The organism is Methanogenium marinum, assembly GCF_028912405.1.
GTDB lineage: Archaea > Halobacteriota > Methanomicrobia > Methanomicrobiales > Methanomicrobiaceae > Methanogenium > Methanogenium marinum.
In genome coordinates this window covers 1479576-1500523 of the sequence record NZ_JAKELO010000002.1, presented here as the reverse complement: position 1 = coordinate 1500523, position 20948 = coordinate 1479576, and the positions used below count along the sequence as shown (strand labels likewise).

13 protein-coding genes, 1 tRNA gene and 3 rRNA genes are annotated in these 20948 nt (G+C 50.6%); 2 read left to right on the top strand and 15 right to left on the bottom strand.

The annotated features are described in order from the left end of the window. Positions 1–1267: 1267 nt before the first annotated feature. The 6 genes from rrf to thiM all read right to left on the bottom strand — a co-directional run bounded on the left by rrf (position 1268) and on the right by thiM (position 8789). Positions 1268–1389: ribosomal RNA gene (rrf, locus tag L0665_RS07540) — 5S ribosomal RNA — on the bottom strand. Positions 1390–1455: 66 nt separating this feature from the next. Further along, a 23S ribosomal RNA gene (locus L0665_RS07535) occupies positions 1456–4386 on the bottom strand. A 173-nt stretch (positions 4387–4559) separates the two neighbouring features. Further along, positions 4560–4632 (bottom strand) — tRNA-Ala (locus L0665_RS07530). A gap of 68 nt (positions 4633–4700) precedes the next feature. After that, positions 4701–6168, bottom strand: a 16S ribosomal RNA gene (locus L0665_RS07525). The 16S, 23S and 5S rRNA genes sit together here with 1 tRNA gene alongside, the layout of an rRNA operon. A gap of 1074 nt (positions 6169–7242) precedes the next feature. Then, on the bottom strand, positions 7243–7935 hold the full coding sequence (thiE, locus tag L0665_RS07520; RefSeq protein ID WP_420847030.1) for a thiamine phosphate synthase: 693 nt from the start codon (positions 7933–7935) through the stop codon (positions 7243–7245). A 44-nt stretch (positions 7936–7979) separates the two neighbouring features. Beyond that, the gene (thiM, locus tag L0665_RS07515; RefSeq protein WP_274925081.1) at positions 7980–8789 is read right to left on the bottom strand and encodes a hydroxyethylthiazole kinase; all 810 of its coding nucleotides are present in this window, start codon (positions 8787–8789) and stop codon (positions 7980–7982) included. A 296-nt stretch (positions 8790–9085) separates the two neighbouring features. Here thiM and L0665_RS07510 point away from each other — a divergent pair, with 296 nt between their 5' ends. Then, a complete protein-coding gene (locus tag L0665_RS07510) occupies positions 9086–9700 on the top strand; it encodes a hypothetical protein (RefSeq protein ID WP_274925080.1) in 615 nt (204 codons plus the stop codon). A 472-nt stretch (positions 9701–10172) separates the two neighbouring features. Here the strand turns inward: L0665_RS07510 and nifU are convergent, their stop codons facing one another. The 4 genes from nifU to L0665_RS07490 all read right to left on the bottom strand — a co-directional run bounded on the left by nifU (position 10173) and on the right by L0665_RS07490 (position 13830). Then, complete coding sequence (gene nifU / locus L0665_RS07505; protein WP_274925079.1) at positions 10173–10586, bottom strand: Fe-S cluster assembly scaffold protein NifU; 414 nt, start codon at positions 10584–10586, stop codon at positions 10173–10175. Between the two features lie 18 nt (positions 10587–10604). Next, on the bottom strand, positions 10605–11789 hold the full coding sequence (gene nifS, locus L0665_RS07500) for a cysteine desulfurase NifS (protein ID WP_274925078.1): 1185 nt from the start codon (positions 11787–11789) through the stop codon (positions 10605–10607). A 121-nt stretch (positions 11790–11910) separates the two neighbouring features. Next, a complete protein-coding gene (cofH, locus tag L0665_RS07495) occupies positions 11911–12990 on the bottom strand; it encodes a 5-amino-6-(D-ribitylamino)uracil--L-tyrosine 4-hydroxyphenyl transferase CofH (RefSeq protein WP_274925077.1) in 1080 nt (359 codons plus the stop codon). Positions 12991–13077: 87 nt separating this feature from the next. Beyond that, entirely contained in the window at positions 13078–13830 is a 753-nt protein-coding gene (locus L0665_RS07490) for a S24/S26 family peptidase (protein WP_274925076.1), read from the bottom strand. 92 nt (positions 13831–13922) lie between these two features. On the opposite strand from L0665_RS07490, the gene L0665_RS07485 reads away from it, so the two are divergent. Then, entirely contained in the window at positions 13923–15335 is a 1413-nt protein-coding gene (locus L0665_RS07485; protein ID WP_274925075.1) for a DNA-directed DNA polymerase II small subunit, read from the top strand. 17 nt (positions 15336–15352) lie between these two features. On the opposite strand, the gene L0665_RS07480 is transcribed toward L0665_RS07485, so the two are convergent. From L0665_RS07480 to L0665_RS07460, 5 genes are all read right to left on the bottom strand, one after another. Continuing rightward, positions 15353–16732, bottom strand: coding sequence for a PAS domain-containing sensor histidine kinase (locus tag L0665_RS07480; protein WP_274925074.1), 1380 nt, complete (start codon positions 16730–16732; stop codon positions 15353–15355). 330 nt (positions 16733–17062) lie between these two features. Continuing rightward, complete coding sequence (locus tag L0665_RS07475; RefSeq protein ID WP_274925073.1) at positions 17063–17707, bottom strand: hypothetical protein; 645 nt, start codon at positions 17705–17707, stop codon at positions 17063–17065. Then, entirely contained in the window at positions 17704–18213 is a 510-nt protein-coding gene (locus tag L0665_RS07470; protein ID WP_274925072.1) for a hypothetical protein, read from the bottom strand. Before L0665_RS07470 ends, L0665_RS07475 begins: the two co-directional genes overlap by 4 nt. A gap of 267 nt (positions 18214–18480) precedes the next feature. After that, a complete protein-coding gene (locus tag L0665_RS07465; protein ID WP_338036426.1) occupies positions 18481–19572 on the bottom strand; it encodes an ATP-NAD kinase family protein in 1092 nt (363 codons plus the stop codon). Next, positions 19572–20933, bottom strand: a complete 1362-nt coding sequence (locus tag L0665_RS07460; protein WP_274925070.1) for a TrpB-like pyridoxal phosphate-dependent enzyme — start codon at positions 20931–20933, stop codon at positions 19572–19574. The genes L0665_RS07465 and L0665_RS07460 overlap by 1 nt, the downstream gene beginning before the upstream one ends. Positions 20934–20948: the final 15 nt, after the last annotated feature.

Here is a 20948-nt window from a genome sequence, read left to right as displayed (position 1 = left end):
ATTTTTGGTCTTCAAAAAATTGGAAAATAGTAATCCTCTAAGATATCTACCATACGCGAAATAGATGTACACTACAAACAGGCACAAAATCCTGCCTTTATTGGCACTTATTGTAATTATTGCAGTATCTTGCATAATCCCCATAGCACAATATATCCCATCCATCCGAACCAAATAACGATGATAACACCTCTATAGGAAATCCCAAATACAATACATCAATATTGATACAATCATGACTTCTATTGCTGACAAAACACAGCCCACCTCTGGGGAACTCTCATCTTCAAATCAATGGAATTACCAGAATAACAGGAGGTTTTAAACGAATTCCTATCCATGCTAGATAATACATTTTCATATGCTACAATCAACCCAGACAGCATCATAACTGCAGTTTTACAGGATATTCCAAGTCTGTTTGTTGATGTGAACTTATCCAGAAGCAAGTCAGGAGATGTCATACTACGAACACAGGAACCATTCCTCTCTATGCATTCATCCCGAAGAAAAATTTCAGGATATGAAAATAGCAAGCCGATATTTTTCAAATCGGTGATTTACATAGGCAACATCCTTGGAATGTCTATCCTTCAAATTTATCGGACAATTATCAGCCCAATTGAAAAAGATACGAACATAATGCTACTGTCATGCAGCTAGATGGATTAATTCTCTATGAAAGGGTTGAAGCCCGGATCAAGAAAAATTTCTCTAAGCTAAAGCCCTTCACATGCTATGAAACTCTCAACACCTGGAGAGACCAAAACAAGCGATTGCAGTGAACAATCATTCCCGAGCGCTTTCGCTCTTCATATCCAAAATACAGATCAAAATTTCATCATCCCCTGCAGGTATACAGATACATAAAATATCCAGGCACTCACGCTCTTTTGTATACCATATACAGAACAGAATGTCTCCTTTCCGGTCTTTGCAACCGAAGAATCATTTTCGAAAGCTTACACTCTTTAGCATATTAGTTACAGAGCAGAATCTCTTCTTCACAAGCCTTTGCAATAAAGTATCGTATCCAAGAACTCACGCTCATTAGTGTACCCGTTACAATAACTGGAATCTCATCATCACGAAAACAGGTAGCGAAATATCATTTCAAACACTCACGCTCTTTTGCATAGTATATACAGAACAGAATGCTATACATTTCACTACCAAGAATGTGCAGGAACGAGTCAGAATCAACACAAGAGCTCACGCTCTTTTGTATAATACAGTTACAGAACAGATTTTAATTTGCTTTTCAGAGCATTTGCAGCGAAGTATGGTTCCCGAGCGCTCGCGCAACTCAGTACAGCATACTACGTGAACGGGCTTAACTTCCGGGTTCGGTATGGGTCCGGGTGTTGCCCCGCTGCTATGGCCGCAAATACATGACACTGTATATGTTTGTGGTGTGCACACAGAATTTCGTCTGAGTTTTAACGGACGTTTTCAGTGTTAGCTGATTTGGGCGTTAGTACTCGTGGACTGAACACGTCGTTACCTTCGTGCGTACATCCCGAGCCTATCAAACGGATCTTTTATCCGTGCCCTCAAACGAGGTCTCTTTTCAGGTCTGGTTTCAAGCTTAGATGCTTTCAGCTTTTATCCATTATCGCGTAGCCACTCGGCACTGCCCTGTCGGACAACCGATATACCAGTGGCGACGACGGAAAGTTCCTCTCGTACTATTTCCGTCTTACCCTCAGACCTCTAACACTCCAAATAGATAGTAACCGACCTGTCTCACGACGGTCTAAACCCAGCTCACGATCCCCTTTAATAGGCGAACAACCTCACCCTTGGCTGCTGCTGCACAGCCAGGATGGAAAGAACCGACATCGAGGTAGCAAGCCGCCGGGTCGATATGTGCTCTTGCCGGCGACGACTCAATTATCCCCGGGGTAGCTTTTCTGTCGTCAATAGCACTCATCAAAAGCGCGTATTGGTTCGTTAGACCCGAGTTTCCTCTCGTGAACACTTGCTTTGCGTGTTCACGTCAGGCCAACTTTTGCTCTTGACACTCTTCTGTGAGTTTCTGACTCACATGAGTTGACCTTGGGGCACCCTTGATACCTTTTCGAGGGTGTGGCGCCCCACCCAAACTGCCTACCTACCGATGTCCTCACAAGGAGTTAGTGTTACAGTAATCAAAGGATGGTGTCTCATTGGTGACTAACCAACCCCCACGAGGGTTGGATCGACATCTCCCATCTACACTGCGCAATGAATACCGTAACACAACGACAGGCTGCAGTAAAGCTCCACGGGGTCTTCACTTCCCATTTGGAGTCACTGGCCTTTGCACCAGGATAAAATGTTCAACGGACTTGTGTTTGGGACAGTAGGGCTCTCGTTAATCCATTCATGCAAGTCGCCAATTAAGCGACAAGGTACTACGCTACCTTAAGAGGGTCATAGTTACCCCCGCCGTTTACAGGTCCTTCGTCCGGTTGAACCCGGTTTTCAGATACCTGCACTGGGCAGGAATCACAGACTATACTAGTCCTTACGGAGTTGCAGTCTGCTATGTTGTTATTAGACAGTCGGAGCCCCCTGGTCACTGCGACCTGCCCGATCACCGGGCAGGCACCCCTTCTTCCAAAGTTACGGGGCCATTTTGCCGAATTCCCTAAACACAATTAAACCGACACGCCTTAGCCTTCTCAGCTAGGGGCACCTGTGTCAGATCTCGGTACGGACATCTGATTCCCTTTTCACGGGTTCCAGGAGTTTGCTTTATTTCTCCATCACGCTTTCACTCAATTCTCACCATTACGGTTCTCCAAGAGCTTATACGATTAGACAGGGCGACAGCCCTGCAAAACATATCCAGAAACGTCAGGGTTAACCGAAGTTAACTACAACCAGATGGTACAGGAATATTAACCTGTTTCCCTTTCGCTGTACTCGAATTACGGTACAACTTAGGACCGACTAACCCTCGGCTGACGAACATTGCCGAGGAAACCTAGCCCCTTCGGCGGTTAGGATTCTCACCTAACTATGCTTCTACTAGTGCCAGAATTCTCAATTCTACACGGTCCACAGGAGCTTACACCCCTGCTTCCACCCATGCAGAGCGCCTCTCTACGCCATCACCTTGCGGTGGTCTGTGGTATCTGTGGTAGGTTTTAGCCCCGTCCATTTTCAGCGCCCTAAACCTCGACTGGTAAGCTGTTACGCACTTTTTAAAGGGTAGCTGCTTCTAAGCTCACCTTCCAGTTGTCTTTGGCCTAGGACATCTTTTAGTATTGACACTTAACCTACACTGAGGGACATTAACCACAGTCTGGGTTCTTTCCCTTACGCACTACAAGCTTACCCCGTAGTGCGGACTTCCAGCCTTCTTCGACGACGGGGAATTCGGAGTTTGACAGGAAGGTGAGGAATTTCTCCCCCAACTCCTCCAGTCAGTGCTCTACCTCACCGTCTATCTCCAGCCAGGTCATGCTACGGCATGTTTCGAGAGGAACCAGCTGATGCCCAGTTCGATTGGCCTTTCACCCCTATACGCAGGTCACACGAATGATTTGCATATCAATACCGCTTCGGCCCTCCACGCAACTTTCGTCACCCTTCAGCCTGCCCACGCATAGATCACTGGGCTTCGGGTCTTATCCTGTCGACTACACGCACTATTAATACGTCGTCCCATGGCCGAAACCTACGGACTTGTCGCTTTCGCTTCGGCTTCCCTTACCGGTTAACCTCGCCAACAGAATAAACTCTCTGGCCCGTTCTTCCAAACGTAAGTTATGACACCGGCAATACATCCCATACTACCGCCTCGCGACGGGTTCTTTCGATGTAAAGATCCTTTTATGCCATAACACACTATCACCTATCAGTTTCAGGCACTTTTAACCACCTTTCCAGGGTTACTTTTCAGCTTTCGCTCACGCTACTATTTCGCTATCGGTTTCGAGGAGTATTTAGTTTTGGAGGTTGATGACCCCCAGGTTCATGCGAGAATTCCAACCCGCACTACTCGAGACACTTCCTCGCCAAACATCGGTATGCGTACGGGGCTATCACCCTCTGTGGCAAACCGTTCCAGAAATATTTCCGCTTATGATGTTTGGGTAAACGGAAGGCTCACAACACCACATGTCCCCGAAGGGATTCGGTTTGAACTCTGTCGCTTTCGATCGCTTTTACTCACGACATCTCGTTTGATTTCTCTTCCTCCCCCTACTGAGATGTTTCAATTCGGGGGGTTCCCAATCCTTACGGATCGCTTCTTAAAAAAGAAGCAGGAGGTCCCATTAGGGTATCTCCGGATCATAGGCTCCTTGCGCCTACCCGGAGCTTATCGCAGCTTGGCACGCCCTTCATCGGCACTCGAACCGAGCCATCCACTGACAGGCTTGTATCAGCTTGTCTTTATGATTGTGTCCGTTAAAACTCATTTAACGTCCTATGTGCACACCTATACACAGCCTCAATGAGTCGGTTAGACTCTCGGCCCTTCCCCGATGACTCACGTCGCCGGGTGCATTGGGAGGCCTGGTGTTCAGAAGAATATGTCACGAATGACAGCTCTGAAAACCAGGCAATGGACTTAAGGGGATTTGAACCCCTGGCCTCGGCGTTGCAAACGCCGCGCTCTTCCAACTGAGCTATAAGCCCAAGTTCCCATATTATGTCGACATCAGCAATTTTACGTTTTATTTAGTAACCGCATCAACCCAATCTTTAGGAGGTGATCCAGCCGCAGATTCCCCTACGGCTACCTTGTTACGACTTAACCCTCCTTGCGAAACCTAGATTCGACTGCGGCAAAAACCACAGGCTCATCCAGACCTCACTCGGATGGTTTGACGGGCGGTGTGTGCAAGGAGCAGGGACGCATTCACCGCGCTATGTTGAAACGCGATTACTACGGATTCCAGCTTCATGTGGGCGAGTTACAGCCCACAATCCGAACTTAGGACAGGTTTAAGAGATTGCCTTCACCTTTCGGTGTCGATACCCATTGTCCTGCCCATTGTAGCCCGCGTGTAGCCCGGATAATTCGGGGCATGCTGACCTACCGTTGCCCATTCCTTCCTCCTCTTTAGCAGAGGCGGTCCCAACAGTGTCCTCTTCATTCCGGAGAACAAGCTAGCAACTGTTGGCGTGGGTCTCGCTCGTTGCCTGACTTAACAGGATGCTTCACAGTACGAACTGACGACGGCCATGCACCTCCTCTCAGCTGGTCAAACAGAGTCTTCAGCCCGGTTATCATTCCGCTGTCTTATCCGGTGAGATTTCCGGCGTTGAGTCCAATTAAACCGCAGGCTCCACCCGTTGTGGTGCTCCCCCGCCAATTCCTTTAAGTTTCAGCCTTGCGACCGTACTTCCCAGGCGGCACGTTTCACGGTTTCCCTTCGGCACCCCAGTGACTCGTGGTCACCGGTACACCTAACGCGCATAGTTTACGGCTGGGACTACCCGGGTATCTAATCCGGTTCGCTCCCCCAGCTTTCGTCCCTCACTGTCGGAGCCGTTCTGGTGAGATGCCTTCGCCATCGGTGGTCCCCCAGGGATTACAGGATTTCACTCCTACCCCCGGAGTACCTCTCACCTCTCCCGGTCCCTAGACCAACAGTATCTCCTGGACGCCCGCCGGTTAAGCCGGCGGATTTCCCAAGAGACTTATCGGTCCAGCTACGGACGCTTTAAGCCCAATAATAGTGGCCACCACTCGAGCCGCCGGTATTACCGCGGCGGCTGGCACCGGTCTTGCCCGGCCCTTTCTTCAGATGCGTTTTAAACACCTGGACAGCCCGCGTATACGGGCACTCGGGGTTCCCTTATCACAGTTTCCTGCATTGTAAAGTTTTCGCGCCTGCTGCGCCCCGTAGGGCCTGGAATCGTGTCTCAGATTCCATCTCCGGGCTCTTGCTCCCACAACCCGTATCGATTACAGGCTTGTTGGGCCGTTACCCCAACAACAACCTAATCGACCGCAGATCCATCCTAAGGCGCCGGAGCTTTCGACTAAAGAACATTCCAGTATCTCTAGTCTATGGAGTATTATCCCCAGTTTCCCGGGGTTATTCTCCACCTTAGGGCAGGTTATCCACGTGTTACTGAGCAGTCCGCTGAGGGTCTAAACCCTCTCAACTCGCATGGCTTAATCGAACCCCGATAGCAGTGACCTCTGGCAGGATCAACCAGAATTAATTTCTTGAAGTAGGCAAACTGATTCTTACAGTTTTGCTTTTCAAAGCACACTTACGTTCGACTTATTTTTTAAAGGATATTAGCGGTTACTAAATAAATTTCCGCATTGCCAATGCCAACGTCAGAACCGACACTCCCATCTGAGCGATTTCGGTTCTCCATCAAAATCTCGGACTCTAATATAGATGCTAAAGGATGATAAACCCTCGCATTTCCGTTTCGAGTCCGGAGATTATCCCCTGCAACCGTCCGAAAAATTTCGGAGGAACACAGAGAGTCATATTTCTATGATATCTTGTTGTCTGCAGAGCAAACGAAGGCTATTGTGCCCGTTCGTCCCAAACAATCGACCTAACTAAGTTGTAACTTCCAACACATAAACTATTCCATTTGATTGTGAAAACCAACACCCGGAACACCATACAATGTATCAAAAAACATCATAGGCATGCTATCCACACCCATAAATGGAAGGAAATGCGTTCATTTGTTCACCCAAATACCTCATAACAGGCAGGGAAAGGGCACGCCCACTAAAACGCGCAAAGGACAGAACAGCCACTATTACACAAAATATTCCCAAAACAATCAGATATTACACTCACACAAACACGAAAACACCCCTTAAAAACACAAAATGTCATGTGGTAATGATCATAATTGAGATTTTGAATTAAAACACGCACAAAAAATAGGAACAGAAAATATGAGACGCCCTCATGCCGCAGCGGAGTTCTGCCCGGCCCCTCTGTCCTGCCAATATCAGGTTTCAGCCAAACATCCAACTACGTTGTCTGCTCCCGGCAGATGCTCACATGCTATGCACAGGAGAAAAAAAAGCAAATGTAGAGGATATAATATGAGCATGCAATGTGAAAGATAGGGATTAAAAAACGAGAAAAACCATTATTCAGTTCCTGTTCAGCAAAAAAGCAAAGAAATAGCTAACAATACCATCTATTCTATCAACAAATCAGAGGCTGTTCACAGCTAAATCTCAAAATGAGTATCAAAAGTCAATCAAAAAATAATATTGTGAGTAATCAGCCTCACAACACTGCCCATTCACCTCTAACACTCCCGAACTTCTCCAATCAATTCCAGCATCATCCTCGCCGCAGCCGCCACATCATCCTGTGCCACCACAGCAGAAATAACAGCCGCCGAATCAGCACCAGCCCGGAAAACGTCCTGCACATTCGCGGGGCCAATGCCACCTATGGCAACGAGCGGCACAGAAACTGCCTCACGAATCTCCTGCAAAAGAAGGAGACCGCGGGCTGCACCGGCATCCGCCTTAGAGTTTGTCGGGAAGACCGGGCCAAGTGCGACATAATCAGCTCCCTCATCCACTGCCTGGCAGGCTTCATCAACTGAGCCAACGGAGACACCAATGAGAAATCCATCACCATAATCTGTCTCTGCAGCATCCCGGGCCTCCGTTACTGACCCGTCGCTCTGGCCCAAGTGTACACCGTCTGCACCGGACGCAATGGCCACATCAAGGGAATCGTTCACCACAAAAAGGGCATCATACCCAACCATTGCCTCACGAATGGCAACGGCTTCCCTGAGAAGGGCCACCGGTGCCAGATATTTGTCCCGCAACTGAATGATGCCTGCCCCACCTGCCACAGCAGAGGCGGCAATCTCCACATGAGATCGGCCCCGGCCAATCACTGTATCAGTGACAACATAGAGTGCCGGGATACAATTACGCTCCGGGAAATCTGCCGGTTTTGGTATATTCCTGTGTTTCATCATATTTTCCAGTCCGGACCTATTATTTCGTTCAGAAATTGCCCTGTTCAGATAGTATCTGCTTTTTTCACGTCAGCATGGGCCGCGAGGTCCTCTTCCATCAGGTTTGCCATCTCGTCAAAGAGCGCCGTCCTGAACGAATACGGGCCGCGGGCCTGGGCAGCTGCCCGTTCCCCGGCACGGCCGAAGGCAGCACAGGCAGCAACAGACGAGACCACCAGATCGGTCCCTGCTGCTGCAAACGCACCCACAACAGACGCCGTCATGCACCCGGTTCCCGAGAGGCGGGCCATCAGGGGGTTGCCATTTCCGACCACAAACGTCCGTTCGCCGTCAGATATATAGTCCTCAGGACCGGTCATCACCACCACCGTCCCATACTTCCGGGCACAGGCAGCCGCAACCGCTGCGAGATCACCGGCACATCCGGCAGAGTCCACCCCACGGACTTCCCCGCCGGCACCGGCAAGGACACCAATTTCACCGGCATTGCCCTTCAAAACCGCAATATTTAGTTCTGCAAGCAGCCGTTCACACGCTTCTGTCCGCATCGCCGTTGCACCGGCCCCCACCGGGTCAAGAATGATAGGGATGCCACAGGCATTGGCCGCCTTTCCGGCAATGAGCATCGACTCCACCTGAGCAGAAGAAAGAGTACCTATATTGAGCACGAGGGCACCTGCCATCGCCGCCATCTCGCCGGCTTCCTCCAGTGCTGCCGCCATCACCGGTGCAGCACCGGTGCAGAGCGTGATATTGGCACAGTCATTGATTGTTACCGTATTCGTGATGTGGTGTACAAGCGGGTGGCAGGACCTGACCGCCGAAAGTTCGTCAGCTATTTTCTGAGAATCCATTGGTATTCACCGATGTACGTATACTATTGGTATTCAGACGTAAGAAGCGTTTTCACCCTGACAAAAACGCAGAACAACCGGGACCATATTCATTGAATCCCATGCCAAACGCTTCAACACCCGTGGCCGGGGGGGACGAGGAGGAGGGTGGAGAATCATATCGGAAATATTATCCTTGTTTTCACATACATGAACACAGGGGTTAAACAACATATGTTCCGGGGGAAAACAGAATCATTACAGTACAATAGCATACATGTTCGCGATCGTTCAGGAATCTTCAGGGGAGAATTTTCATGAACACAGATCTGCTCTCAAAACTAACCATATACTCGCCGGTAATGGCGATGATGGCCTATCCAATCATCTATACCGTAATTGGCGGTTCATACATCTCTATTGCACTTGCAGCCATCGCATCCCTGGGTGCATTTCTGTTTCTGGATTACCTGAAGGAAAAAAGCGTGAGATGGTGGATAGGAGTGTTCTATCCCATTCTTCTTGTCCTGATAATCGTCACAGAAATCTACTCCCTTAGATCCCCGGAATTATTCCGACTGGTCGCGGATGGGATGACACCAGCGAGACTGAGAGGAATGATGTATTATCTCATTGTCCCGGTTTCGCTCCTGTTCTTTGCTGTGATGACACCGGAGTTCAGAAAGATTATGAGAATTCCAATTGTGATTGCCGTATTCATCAGCATTCTCATGCTCGTCCCCATGTATGAGACCCTGTCCTATGCATTTTTCCCTCCGGATGGGGGCATGATTACCGATGTAACAAACGGATTTATCATATTGATACTCGTTGGATTCTGCGGCATTCCCCCTCTTGTGGTTTTTGGACTGATCAACAGCCTTCAGATTTCCAAAAGGATACGCACTGGACTGTCGGATGAACATGAATGAGAGGGGAGCTTCCTCCGCTGCTCTGTACTCAGTTCGATATTTTGAGACAGTGTATGGATTGATCTAAATCAGGGGAGGATTCCATCCCCCCGAAAGCCCCCCTCATATGAGATGGGCCATGTGTCTGAACAGATGCAGAATTTCCAATATGTTCTGTCTCTGTCCGCTGGTTGCCATGAACCGGAATAAAACGGAAGAGTCTGCATCCCCGTCATCCCGTCCATCCCACGGACCACCTCCCCCTGCGAAAGCCGGGCGGGAGAGAGGGGCTTTCTCTGCAAAACTGCCATAAATGTCCAGAAAGTGCCCCGCAAGTAAAGAATCAGAGAGGATTCCATTCCCCGACAGCCCCCCTCTCACATTGGATGCACCCTGTTAGGGGAAGTGAGAAAATCTCCACATTATTCTGAAACCCGTTACGATATTGCCACGGGCCGATATCCCTGCAAAAATGAATACTTCTGAAAAAAAGTTAATGCTGGTGTTCAGCGTGCCCGCCTTTCTCTTCCCACGCCTCAAGTCCATGCTTTACACGATAATCATTAATCGCTGCATGAATCGACTCTTCTGCAAGCACAGAACAGTGCAGTTTCTGAGGTGGCAGGCCCTCCAGCGCTTCTGCAACCGCCTTATTGGAGAGATCCCATGCCTCTGCAAGCGTCTTGCCCTTGATCATCTCAGTCGCCATGCTGGATGATGCCACCGCCGCCCCGCACCCGAAAGTCTGGAAACGCACGTCTGTGATGACATCATCTTCCACCTTCAGATATATCTTCATAATATCCCCGCACTGGGCATTCCCGACCTCGCCAGTGCCATTCGCATCCTCAATAACACCCTGATTTCTCGGGTGTTCGAAATGGTCCATCACCTTCTCGTTATACATATCCAAACTCCTCTTGTCTCATTTGCTCCTCAATTCCGTAGGTGTCAGAGGAGACATGTCCCGCAGCCGCTGAACGACCCCTGCCACCGCCGCCACCACATAATCAACATCAGCCTCCGTCGTCTCTTCCCCTAATGTCAGGCGTAACGAACCGTGCACCACATCATGCGGCAGACCACAGGCCATCAGCACATGCGACGCCTCAAGAGATGCCGAACTGCAGGCACTCCCCGTTGAGGCTGCAATCCCTTTGCGGTTTAAGAGCAAAAGAATCGATTCCCCTTCGATATACGCGAAGACCACATTCACATTGTTCGGCAGACGCTTCTGCGGGTGGCCGTTCAGATAGGTCTCAGGGATTGCAAGTAGTCCTGCCGCAAGCCGGTCACGAAGTGCCGTCACCCGCTCTGCATTCTCCACCATCTCTGCCACCGCAAGGGAGAGCGCCATCCCCATCCCGACGATACCGGGCACATTCTCGGTTCCCGCACGCCGTCCCCGCTCCTGTGCACCGCCGTGCATCAGGGGGTCGAGACGCACACCGGGCCCGACATAGAGAGCACCCGTTCCCTTCGGCCCGTGGAACTTGTGGCCGGAGAGTGAGAGGAGGTCGATATTCATCTCCTGCACATCAATTGGAATATGTCCCGCCGCCTGCACCGCATCCGTGTGGAAGAGGACACCATGCTTTCGGGCAACCGTACCGATCTCTGCAATCGGCATGATGGTCCCGATCTCGTTGTTTGCCATCATCACACTTATGAGAATTGTCTCCGGCGTAATCGCTGCCTCAACTGCTTCCGGATCCACCATCCCATAGCGGTCAACCGGGAGATACGTCACCGAAAAGCCCTGCTTCTCCAGCCACGCACAGGTATGCGAGATGGCATGGTGCTCCACAGCAGTTGTAATGATGTGATTCCCCTTAGATCTCTTTGCAAAGGCCACTCCTTTGAGTGCCCAGTTGTCAGACTCCGTCCCGCCGCTCGTAAAATAGATCTCCTTTGGCGCCGCACCGATGGCCGCTGCCACCTGAACCCGTGCTGCGTCCACTGCCTCGCGTGAGTCCTTTGCAAGGTCATACAGGGAGGAGGGGTTGCCAAAATGTCCGGTCATATAGGGGACCATCGCCTCCGCCACTTCCACTCGGGTGGCGGTCGTTGCTGCATGGTCCATGTAAACGAGGCGTTTCTCTGTATTCATATTGTATTCCTTCCAGGATAAATGTCCAAACGCAATATTCCCGTCAGGCACAATAAACGTATCCAACCTGTTGCACAGGAAAAAAGAGAGAGAAAAAGAGAGAAACACCACTCTCTGGTGCCTAATCGATAAGTCCGTATACCGTTGAGCGTTGGCGCAGCGTCCGTCCGAGGTCATTTGTGATCCGCTGCATATCTGCCGGATCAAAGTAGTCGGCCGCCGCAGCACCGGCCTCCACCGAGACCTCGTCTGTGAACATCGTCCCGCCAAAGTCATTCCCACCGGCCATAAGCCCGAGCGAGGCCATCCGTTCACCAACCTTCCCCCACGATATCTGAATATTGCGGATATTATCAAAGAAGAGCCGCGAAACCGCAAACATCAGGATGTCCTCCCGGCCGATGGACCCGCCAAAGACCAGTCCTGCCTTTGCAAGTGGCGTATTCTCATGGATGAACGGTAAAGGAATAAACTCTGTAAAACCTCCGGTCTCATCCTGTATGTCCCGTATAACCCCGAAATGTTCAGCCCTGTCATCTGCCGTATCAAGCGAACCATACATAATGGTCGCGGTTGATTTCAGCCCCTTATTGTGTGCCTCGGTGATAATACGCGACCATTCAGCGGTTAGGATCTTGTTCGGGCAGAACTGTTGGCGGACAGAATCCACCAGTATTTCAGCTCCGGTACCCTGCATCGTCCCAAGGCCCGCGTCTCTGACCATCTCAATTACCTCACCAGTCGATATTCCACTCTTTGTTGCCGCCCACGTGATCTCATCCGGACTCATCGTGTGGATATCAGCCTCAGGCATAATGCCATGGGCGATGCCAATCATCTCCGCATAGCGCTCAGCACTGAAATCAGGATTCACCCCGGAGAGAAAACAGAGTTCCGTTACCTTTCGCTCCTTTGCAAGAGTAACCTGTGCCCTGATGCCTGCATCCCCCACATTATAGGCGTCCGGTGCACCGGGTGGTCTCCCGAATGCACAGAACCGGCAGAGATTCCGGCATATATTGGTGATATGAATATTCTGATTACGCACATAGGTGACCACATCACCCACGGTCTGTTCACGGATGAGATCTGCTGCTGCAGTAATCTCCCATACATCAGATCCGCGTGCCTTCAGAAGCCCTGCTGCCTCAGCAGAAGTGAGCCGGTGCCCTTCGAGGACATCTTCAAGTAGCTCTTTCATCTGGATCAATTCCTATGATGACGTGTGAGTGTAGAGGTAAAAAAGAGTTGTGAATGGCCCCTGTGAACAGGAACCGGATTATGGAATTCAGCGTTTTTTTGCGGATTTTTCAGCACTTTTTTTGGAAGAACCCACTTTTTTTCCATTCTTTTTGGTGGAAGATGCTTTTTTTGCCTGATCTTTACCCCCCTCATCCTTCTGCTCTTTTCTTCGGGAATACCACTCCCATACGATGAGAAGTGCAATAATCAGCACCGCAAACTCGATAATATGCAGGGGGAGATACCCAACAAGTGGCACAGCGAAGAGTGCCTTGCCAACAATCCATTCCTTTCTCACCGGCTGGATGGAACCAATGCCCTGATAGTAGGCATCCTGATCGCTGATCTGATTATTGTCCCCCTTGGTGATGTAACCAGGCACCGTAGTATTCTCATACCATACGACAGCACGGTGGATAATTGGGTGCACCGATGTGTCCCCGTTTGGCTTATAGATGATTACATCACCATAGACCTCGTTGCCCTGTCGATCAGGGGACGTTGCAAACTTCGCATACCCGGTTTGTTGTCCTTCTGCCCATGAGGTGAGCATCCCATACCGATCCGGGGCGACCACAAAGACAAGATCCCCCACATTCATATTCGGGACCATGCTCTCTGACTCCACCGCTACAACAGCAGGCCAGGTGCCGGAGACTAAAAAGAGGAGAAGTGCAACCCCGCCAACCACACACAGCACCCAGAGAATATCGCGGGCCATGCCTGCTTTCGGGTCTTCACTCTTCATAAACCGCTGCACCTGGGTAACCACCCCAAGGTTCCGGCGCTGTTCTTTCATATATATTACCATACCCCTTCAGAACATATGAAAGATAGGGAAAACACGCCACTTCATATGGGTTTTTACCGCCTGAACTCCAACCTGTTTGTATGCTGCGTCCACAGGAGATCGTGCTCGGGTTTTTGGACTGTGGAATGCAGGTTCACCCCGATGTTGTTTCATATATCGCTGAACAGGGAGACCTCTCACTCATCCCTGCCATAGCTGATTCTGTGCCATCTGATGTTTCCGTCATCATGACCGAACACATCCCGGGTTTTACACGAGAACGAGACGGGACGCGATTTCTGACTGAAGCGCCAGTTGATGTCATATATGGCGTCGGAACCCAGGAAAATAACGGTGTTGACTTCACTGACTTCGTCCACTACTTCCGGGATCGCTACAACCGCCTCTCCACCATACTGCGGACACACAAAGTCTATGCCGGTGCCATGCCCATCGGTGGGATTGCCAAAAATAGTCGCTACTACAATATGGAGATCGTCCTTATTGGAATGGTAATGGAGGTCAGAAATACAAAAAATGGTCACCGGATGGCATTACTTGAGGATCCGACCGGCATGATCAATATCCTCTTTAATAAAGACCGTGAGGAATTTACTGAAGCAGAACGCCTCATCCCCGACGAGGTCATTGCAGTCACCGGCCAGCTCTCCAGTGACGGCAGCCTCTTCTTTGCAAACTCTCTTGCACGCCCCGACATACCCATTAACCACGCTCCCTTCCTGAGTGAAACACCGGGAAAGGCCGTATTCATCTCTGATGTGCATGTCGGCTCCAACACCTTCCTTGGGGAGGCATGGGAAAAGTTCACCGCATGGCTGCACGAACAACCGGATATCGGTTATCTCATAATCGCAGGGGACGTGGTGGATGGCATTGGTATCTATCCTGACCAGGATAAGGAGCTCACGATCCAGAATATCTACGGGCAATACGAAGTATTCGCGGAAATGCTCTGTAAACTCCCTTCTCACCTCCAGATTGTGGTTTCGCCCGGCAACCACGATGCTGTCCGCGGTGCAGAACCCCAACCCAGCCTTCCCCCTCAATTTTGCCAGAAATTCCCGGACAATGTCATTTTGGTCGAAAACCCTGCTGTTGTGAGACTGCAGGGAGTGTCAGTCCTGATGTACCACGGCAGGTCCTTTGATGATATGATCGGTCTTCTCCCCGGTGCCTCCTATACACGACCAGATGAAGTGATGATTGAGATGCTCAAACGCCGGCATCTCACCTGCACATATGGAGAACGTACCCCCATCTATGCTTGTCGGGAAGACCGGCTCGTCATCGACCCTATCCCCGAGATCTTCCATACCGGCCACGTACATATCTCAGGCATAACAAAATACCGGGGAGTCCTTGCAATTAATGCCGGAACATGGCAATCACAGACTGCATTCCAGAAACAAATGAATCTCCAGCCAACACCGGCCCGTGCAATCATCGTCGATCTCCAGACCCTGGAACCGGAAGTAATTGACTTTCAGGAATAATTTCCCACATCAAATTATCAGGCAGGATTGCCACTCTTCCGGATATGCTGCCGGGGAATAACCATGCGAAAGAGAGCCCCTGTCCCCTCGGTTCCACACTCGGTAATTGAAATTCCCGTTATCCCAAGCATCTCACGGGAGAGGTAAAGACCCAGGCCGGTATTTGTCCCATATCCCCGTTCAAATATTCGTTCTTTTTTCTCCTGAGGCACACCTATTCCGTCATCGGATATCGTAAGTATCCCCCCATCCTCACCATCTGCAAAGGCAATTTCCACCATATTTGCCCCTTCGGAATGGCGCCTCACATTTTCAAGCAGATTATATATCACCTTCTCAAAGAGAGGATCGGCAAAGACCTCCAACTCCCTGCAGATGAGATTGACTGGCACCCCATTTCCATGGAGCAGGATCTCAGCATTGCGCACCACACGGGCAAGGCTCTGCCAAATGGGTTGCTCCATTCCAAGTGCATCGTAGTCGCGGGTAAACGATATCAGCCGTTCGATGGTATGTGCCGCAGCATTTGCCATATCCCAGTAATGGTCGGCCTTCTCCGGCGTCGGTGCGACACCCGTATCACCCCGTACCAGTTCATCACACATCAAAATTACCGATACCTGATTTAAAATGTCATGCCGGGTAACAGAAGAGAGTAGAATAATCTTCTTTTTTGCTTCAGCAAGGGCTTCAAGTGTTTCATGCTCCTGAGTGATATCCATATGCAGACCCGCCACCCGCACCGGGGTATCATCATCGTCATATGCAATTACACGGCAGACAGACCGAATCCAAATCCACCTCCCATCCCGATGCCACATCCGAAATTCAGCTCGCCCTGAGGCCGCCGTCCCCTCATAAAGACGTTTGAAGTATGCCACTACCTCTGACCGGTCCTTCGGATGAATCCGATCCACAAATATTTCATCAAACGATATTCCCAGCTCCTCTGACTCATATCCGATGAGATGAGCCCATCCGCTGTCAACCGATAATGTGTTCTCTTTCACAAAGGAATCCCAGAAACCAATTCCAGCACCTTCCTCTGCCACCCGGATCTGATCCAGTGCCCTGCGTAATCGGGCAGACTCAGTTGCATGGCCGGTCACATCCACAGCGGCAAGAAGGCGGGCACCACCTCCCTGCCAGCTGACCGGCACTACATCGGTTGCAACCAACACCGGCGCCCCGTCTGAGGTGTTGCCAACGGAGGTATTTCCCCCCCCGGCACCCCAGGAAAAGAGCCAGGATATCTCGTCCGGGTCAGGCGGAGCACCCCGAAAATAGTCTGTTGCAGCCCGGTTAACGGAGCGTAGCTTCCCGTCATCATCAATAATACACATCGGCACAGCATTGTTCAGAAATACTGCCCGGTAATCCGGAATATTTTCCCCCATGAATACACCCCTTCAGCCCTGCAAACACCCAATAAGGCAATTCCGAGGATATTTCTACAAAAACCGCAGAATAAACCATCTCAGTCGCAGGATACTAAACCATCACCGTATGACCCCCCCAGGTCATGCATGGCAGATGTTAGATGGAAGCCCGAATACATATATCTTTCACCACCCCCAACCAGAAATTTCGGGATGTACTTCTGCAGACCTCCATACAAGAATAGTTTTAACCAAACCTTAAACGGAATTTTGATGGAAGGGTTAACAAAAAAGAAATGTCATATCTTTCAGTAAAAATTGGAAATACCACCACTATATGCCCATGTATTATGTCTGTTCCGACCCGCCGGATTCATCAGTTTCCGCTAAAAAAACTTCATCCGGGTCTCCATAATACCGTCTTTTTTGGTATATCCAGGCATATGCAGCAATAATGGCAAATACAACAGCATACCAGAAGGTTGCATTCAGGGAGAGTGATACCGGAACCTGCACTGTGGTCCCGGATGCCGTAATGCTCCCCACCGCATCTCCGGTGATAACAGGAAGGGAAATGGAAACACCAGACTCCCGAAGGGAATACTCGATTCCAAAGCCGCTAATTACGATGGAAAATACAAAGAACAAAACCAGCCATATCGGTTTTTTGGCTGCCATCCCAACCAATTGATCAGACTGCTGCCTGTACTGCCGACTACACCGGAGCACAGAACCGATGAAGAGGAGGGCACCAAATAAGACAATGCTAATGAGAATCGCTGTATTCACTGCGGTGAGAAGTGGGGAGAAGAACTCTTTTCCAAACCCGTACATCCCCAGCGTAAACGGTGAGACTTCCAGAACAAATGCACCATCCCCGAACCGCACCGACCACCAGTATCCAATGAACGGGAGCCCAATAAGGCAGATGCCTGCGATGAGACCAGGAATGTTACAGTCTGCAGCTGTCCACTCCTTTCCGGTGTATGTCATACTTCAACCTCCCATGCCCGGGGGATCTCCGTTGAGATACGGATGCCCATAATCTCAATTTCAAAAGAGAGAATTCCTTGTGCACTGCCGGATTTCAGGGCGATGACAGTATCCGGCGTCGCAGGTCCAGACAGTTCAACTGCTGCACTCTCTCCGGAAGGGACAGTCACCGGTGCTGCAAGGGAAGCAGTAAGTTCCCCGGATTCCCCAGGGATCCAGTATTCGATGTACTGTACAGTCATTGGGTATGCAGTTGGATTTTCCACAATTGCTTTCAGAGTGACTGTCCCTGCATTCAGATCACTCTCCACTCCACTCGCGGTTACAAGCGGCCGGTCTGCCTGCAGGAGTGATGTCAGGGTCTCATTCAGTGGCCCGGTGGGATTTTCCGGAAGGGTTGCCGCATCCATATCAAATCCTACATTATAGAGGGCAATTATGAGAGCAACAATAAGAATCAGCAGCGGGAGTGCCATAATCAACATGCCAATCCGGGAATTCTCCATACCCATTCCTGGAGAGCATCCCACATAAACCTGTCTCCCGGAATAAAAAGAAAGAAACTACCCGGAGAGGGAGCATAGCTCTCAGTCACATTCATTCAGAATATATCTCCTGTTTCATAGACATCCCCAAAAAATAACTTCTTCTGATACATAAATCTGGAATCAAACACCCGATCTGAATTTGATACCCAGCCAGGATCAAAATGACGGGAACGTTTCACTACAGAAACCGACCTATTCCTTACCTGAAGGGAGCCCTCCTCCGGGTTACTGTATCAAGGGCATCCGGCGGGCCATCGCATATCCACAAATAACCTGTAATGAATCAGGGAATTTTGAGCTTATTTCAGGATTACCAGCATCCAGATACAGAGCAGGAGTACGGGACAGTTTGGCCTCGGTTGCAATGACAATGAAATTCTCCGGACCGATACGTTCAACCACCGCAGGAGAGAACTGTTGGGTTCCCCTGCCCAGCACAAAACCCTGTGCCCCGATGGGTGAGACAACAGCCTGCACCCGGGGATACCGGTTTAGAAGATGAAGAATTCCCTCTTCATTGAGATCACGGGCGATGATGTCGCCATCAAAAACTGCGTCAATGCCCAGTAATGTACCATCTTCCCCCAATGCTTGTATAACAGCAGCAGTAGTACTCCCGGCGCCGATCAGGTACAATGTATCTCTTCGCATTATGTCTATGATAAACCGGGCAATCTCTGCCTGTGCCCGCCCCTCATGCATCGCGTCCGTCGCCCATTTCGAAGAGGGAAGATGACCGGTGAGGGCAGGCGAACGGGCAATCCCGGTGAGGGTTACTGCAAGTCTGCCATCCCGATAGGCCGACTCATCGATATCCATCACCTCTGCATCTGTCATCACCGCCTCTTCAAGCCGGTTCACGCAGTCAGCCGCTGCGGCAGGAGTCGCCGCAAAAATTCCGGAATACATCTTCACACCAGATGGCACGCCAAGAAGAGGAATAGTATCACCGACAACAGCGAAGACATCACGGGCAGTCCCGTCCCCCCCACAGAAGAGGATAAGGTCGCACCCCCGGTCCGTAAACACCTGACACGCCTTTCGGGTATCCTCTCCTGTGGTCTCGGTTCCATCAGGTACATACACCACATCTGCCGGGTGCCCGTTCTCAGCCAGCAGTGACTCACCCATCGGGCCGCCTGCAGTAAGAAACGTATGAACACCCGGCACGATGAGGGAGAGAAGTATACGGGCACGGCCCGGTGAAACAGGCACCGCTCCCCGCAACTTTGCCTCCTCCACTGCTCCGTCAGTCCCTTTCAGTCCGACAGCACCGCCCATCCCCGCAACCGGGTTTACTACAAAGCCAATCAACATCACTGAATCTTCGGCAGATCTTTGAGTGAAGCTGCAATAAGGTCTGCGGGATACTCATAATCCGGCAGGGCACCCGCGAAGTATGCTTCATATGAAGACAGATCAAAGTGGCCATGCCCGGAACAGTTGAAGACAATCGTCTTCTCTTCACCAGTACGCCGGCACTCTTCTGCCACATCCATCACTGTCTTAATTGCATGGGCAGACTCCGGCGCCACAATGATGCCCTCTGAGCGGCAGAACGCAACCGCTGCAGCAAATACTTCATTCTGGTGACAGGATACCGCATCAATAAGACCTTCGTGGTGCAGGATGGAGACAAGCGGTGCCATACCATGATATCGCAGCCCGCCCGCATGAATGGAAGGCGGGACGAACCCATGCCCAAGCGTATACATCTGCATTATAGGTGTGTAGCCTGACACGTCACCAAAGTCATAGGCATAGAGACCCTTCGTGAGCGTCGGACAGGCCGATGGTTCGGTGGCAATAAACTGACAGTCAGGCATTCGCCCTGCAATCCTTTCCCGCATAAACGGGAACGCCAGCCCTGCAAAGTTGGAACCGCCGCCGGCACAGCCGATGACAACATCTGCCGTCTCCTCACCAGCCATCTTCAGTTGCTCCAGAGTCTCCAGACCAATCACCGACTGGTGCAGGCAGACATGGTTCAGGACAGACCCAAGGGAATAATTAGTGTTCGCGTGTGAGGCCGCATCCTCAACCGCTTCAGATATCGCCATCCCCAGAGAACCGGAGGTATCAGGATCTTTCTCCAGCATTGCCCGCCCGGCATTAGTCTCCTTTGACGGAGATGCAATGCATTCCGCCCCCCAGCACTGCATCATCATCTTGCGATAGGGTTTCTGGTCATAACTGCCCCGCACCATGTAGACCTTGCACTCCATGTCAAAGAGCTGGGTCGCAAAGGCGAGAGAAGAACCCCACTGCCCGGCACCCGTCTCTGTTGCTATTCGCTCGATGCCATCTTTCATATTGTAGTAGGCCTGTGCAATCGCCGTGTTCGGTTTGTGTGAGCCCGGGGGACTTACTCCTTCATACTTATAGAATATCTTTGCAGGCGTCTTCAGGAGTTTTTCCAGCCGGCGGGCACGGTAGAGAGGAGATGGTCTCCAGAGGGTGAGAATGTCACGCACCTCAGACGGGATATCGATGTAACGTTCAGTTGATACCTCCTGTCGGATCAGTTCTGATGCAAAGATCGGTGCGAGATCTTCCGGACCAATGGGCTCCTTTGTCTGTGGATTATAGGACGGCGAAAGGGGCACCGGTAGATCCGCCTGGATATTATACCACTGTCTCGGCAGGTCATTCTCATCGAGAATATACTTGGTTTCCATACAGCACATGTGGGC

What these genes read in the sequence shown, in the direction of transcription:
- thiE (WP_420847030.1), bottom strand. Translation starts at nt 7,935, where the DNA reads ATGATGAAACACAGGAATATACCAAAACCGGCAGATTTCCCGGAGCGT.
- thiM (WP_274925081.1), bottom strand. Translation starts at nt 8,789, where the DNA reads ATGGATTCTCAGAAAATAGCTGACGAACTTTCGGCGGTCAGGTCCTGC.
- L0665_RS07510 (WP_274925080.1), top strand. Translation starts at nt 9,086, where the DNA reads ATGAACACAGATCTGCTCTCAAAACTAACCATATACTCGCCGGTAATG.
- nifU (WP_274925079.1), bottom strand. Translation starts at nt 10,586, where the DNA reads ATGTATAACGAGAAGGTGATGGACCATTTCGAACACCCGAGAAATCAG.
- nifS (WP_274925078.1), bottom strand. Translation starts at nt 11,789, where the DNA reads ATGAATACAGAGAAACGCCTCGTTTACATGGACCATGCAGCAACGACC.
- cofH (WP_274925077.1), bottom strand. Translation starts at nt 12,990, where the DNA reads ATGAAAGAGCTACTTGAAGATGTCCTCGAAGGGCACCGGCTCACTTCT.
- L0665_RS07490 (WP_274925076.1), bottom strand. Translation starts at nt 13,830, where the DNA reads ATGAAAGAACAGCGCCGGAACCTTGGGGTGGTTACCCAGGTGCAGCGG.
- L0665_RS07485 (WP_274925075.1), top strand. Translation starts at nt 13,923, where the DNA reads ATGCTGCGTCCACAGGAGATCGTGCTCGGGTTTTTGGACTGTGGAATG.
- L0665_RS07480 (WP_274925074.1), bottom strand. Translation starts at nt 16,732, where the DNA reads ATGGGGGAAAATATTCCGGATTACCGGGCAGTATTTCTGAACAATGCT.
- L0665_RS07475 (WP_274925073.1), bottom strand. Translation starts at nt 17,707, where the DNA reads ATGACATACACCGGAAAGGAGTGGACAGCTGCAGACTGTAACATTCCT.
- L0665_RS07470 (WP_274925072.1), bottom strand. Translation starts at nt 18,213, where the DNA reads ATGGAGAATTCCCGGATTGGCATGTTGATTATGGCACTCCCGCTGCTG.
- L0665_RS07465 (WP_338036426.1), bottom strand. Translation starts at nt 19,572, where the DNA reads ATGTTGATTGGCTTTGTAGTAAACCCGGTTGCGGGGATGGGCGGTGCT.
- L0665_RS07460 (WP_274925070.1), bottom strand. Translation starts at nt 20,933, where the DNA reads ATGGAAACCAAGTATATTCTCGATGAGAATGACCTGCCGAGACAGTGG.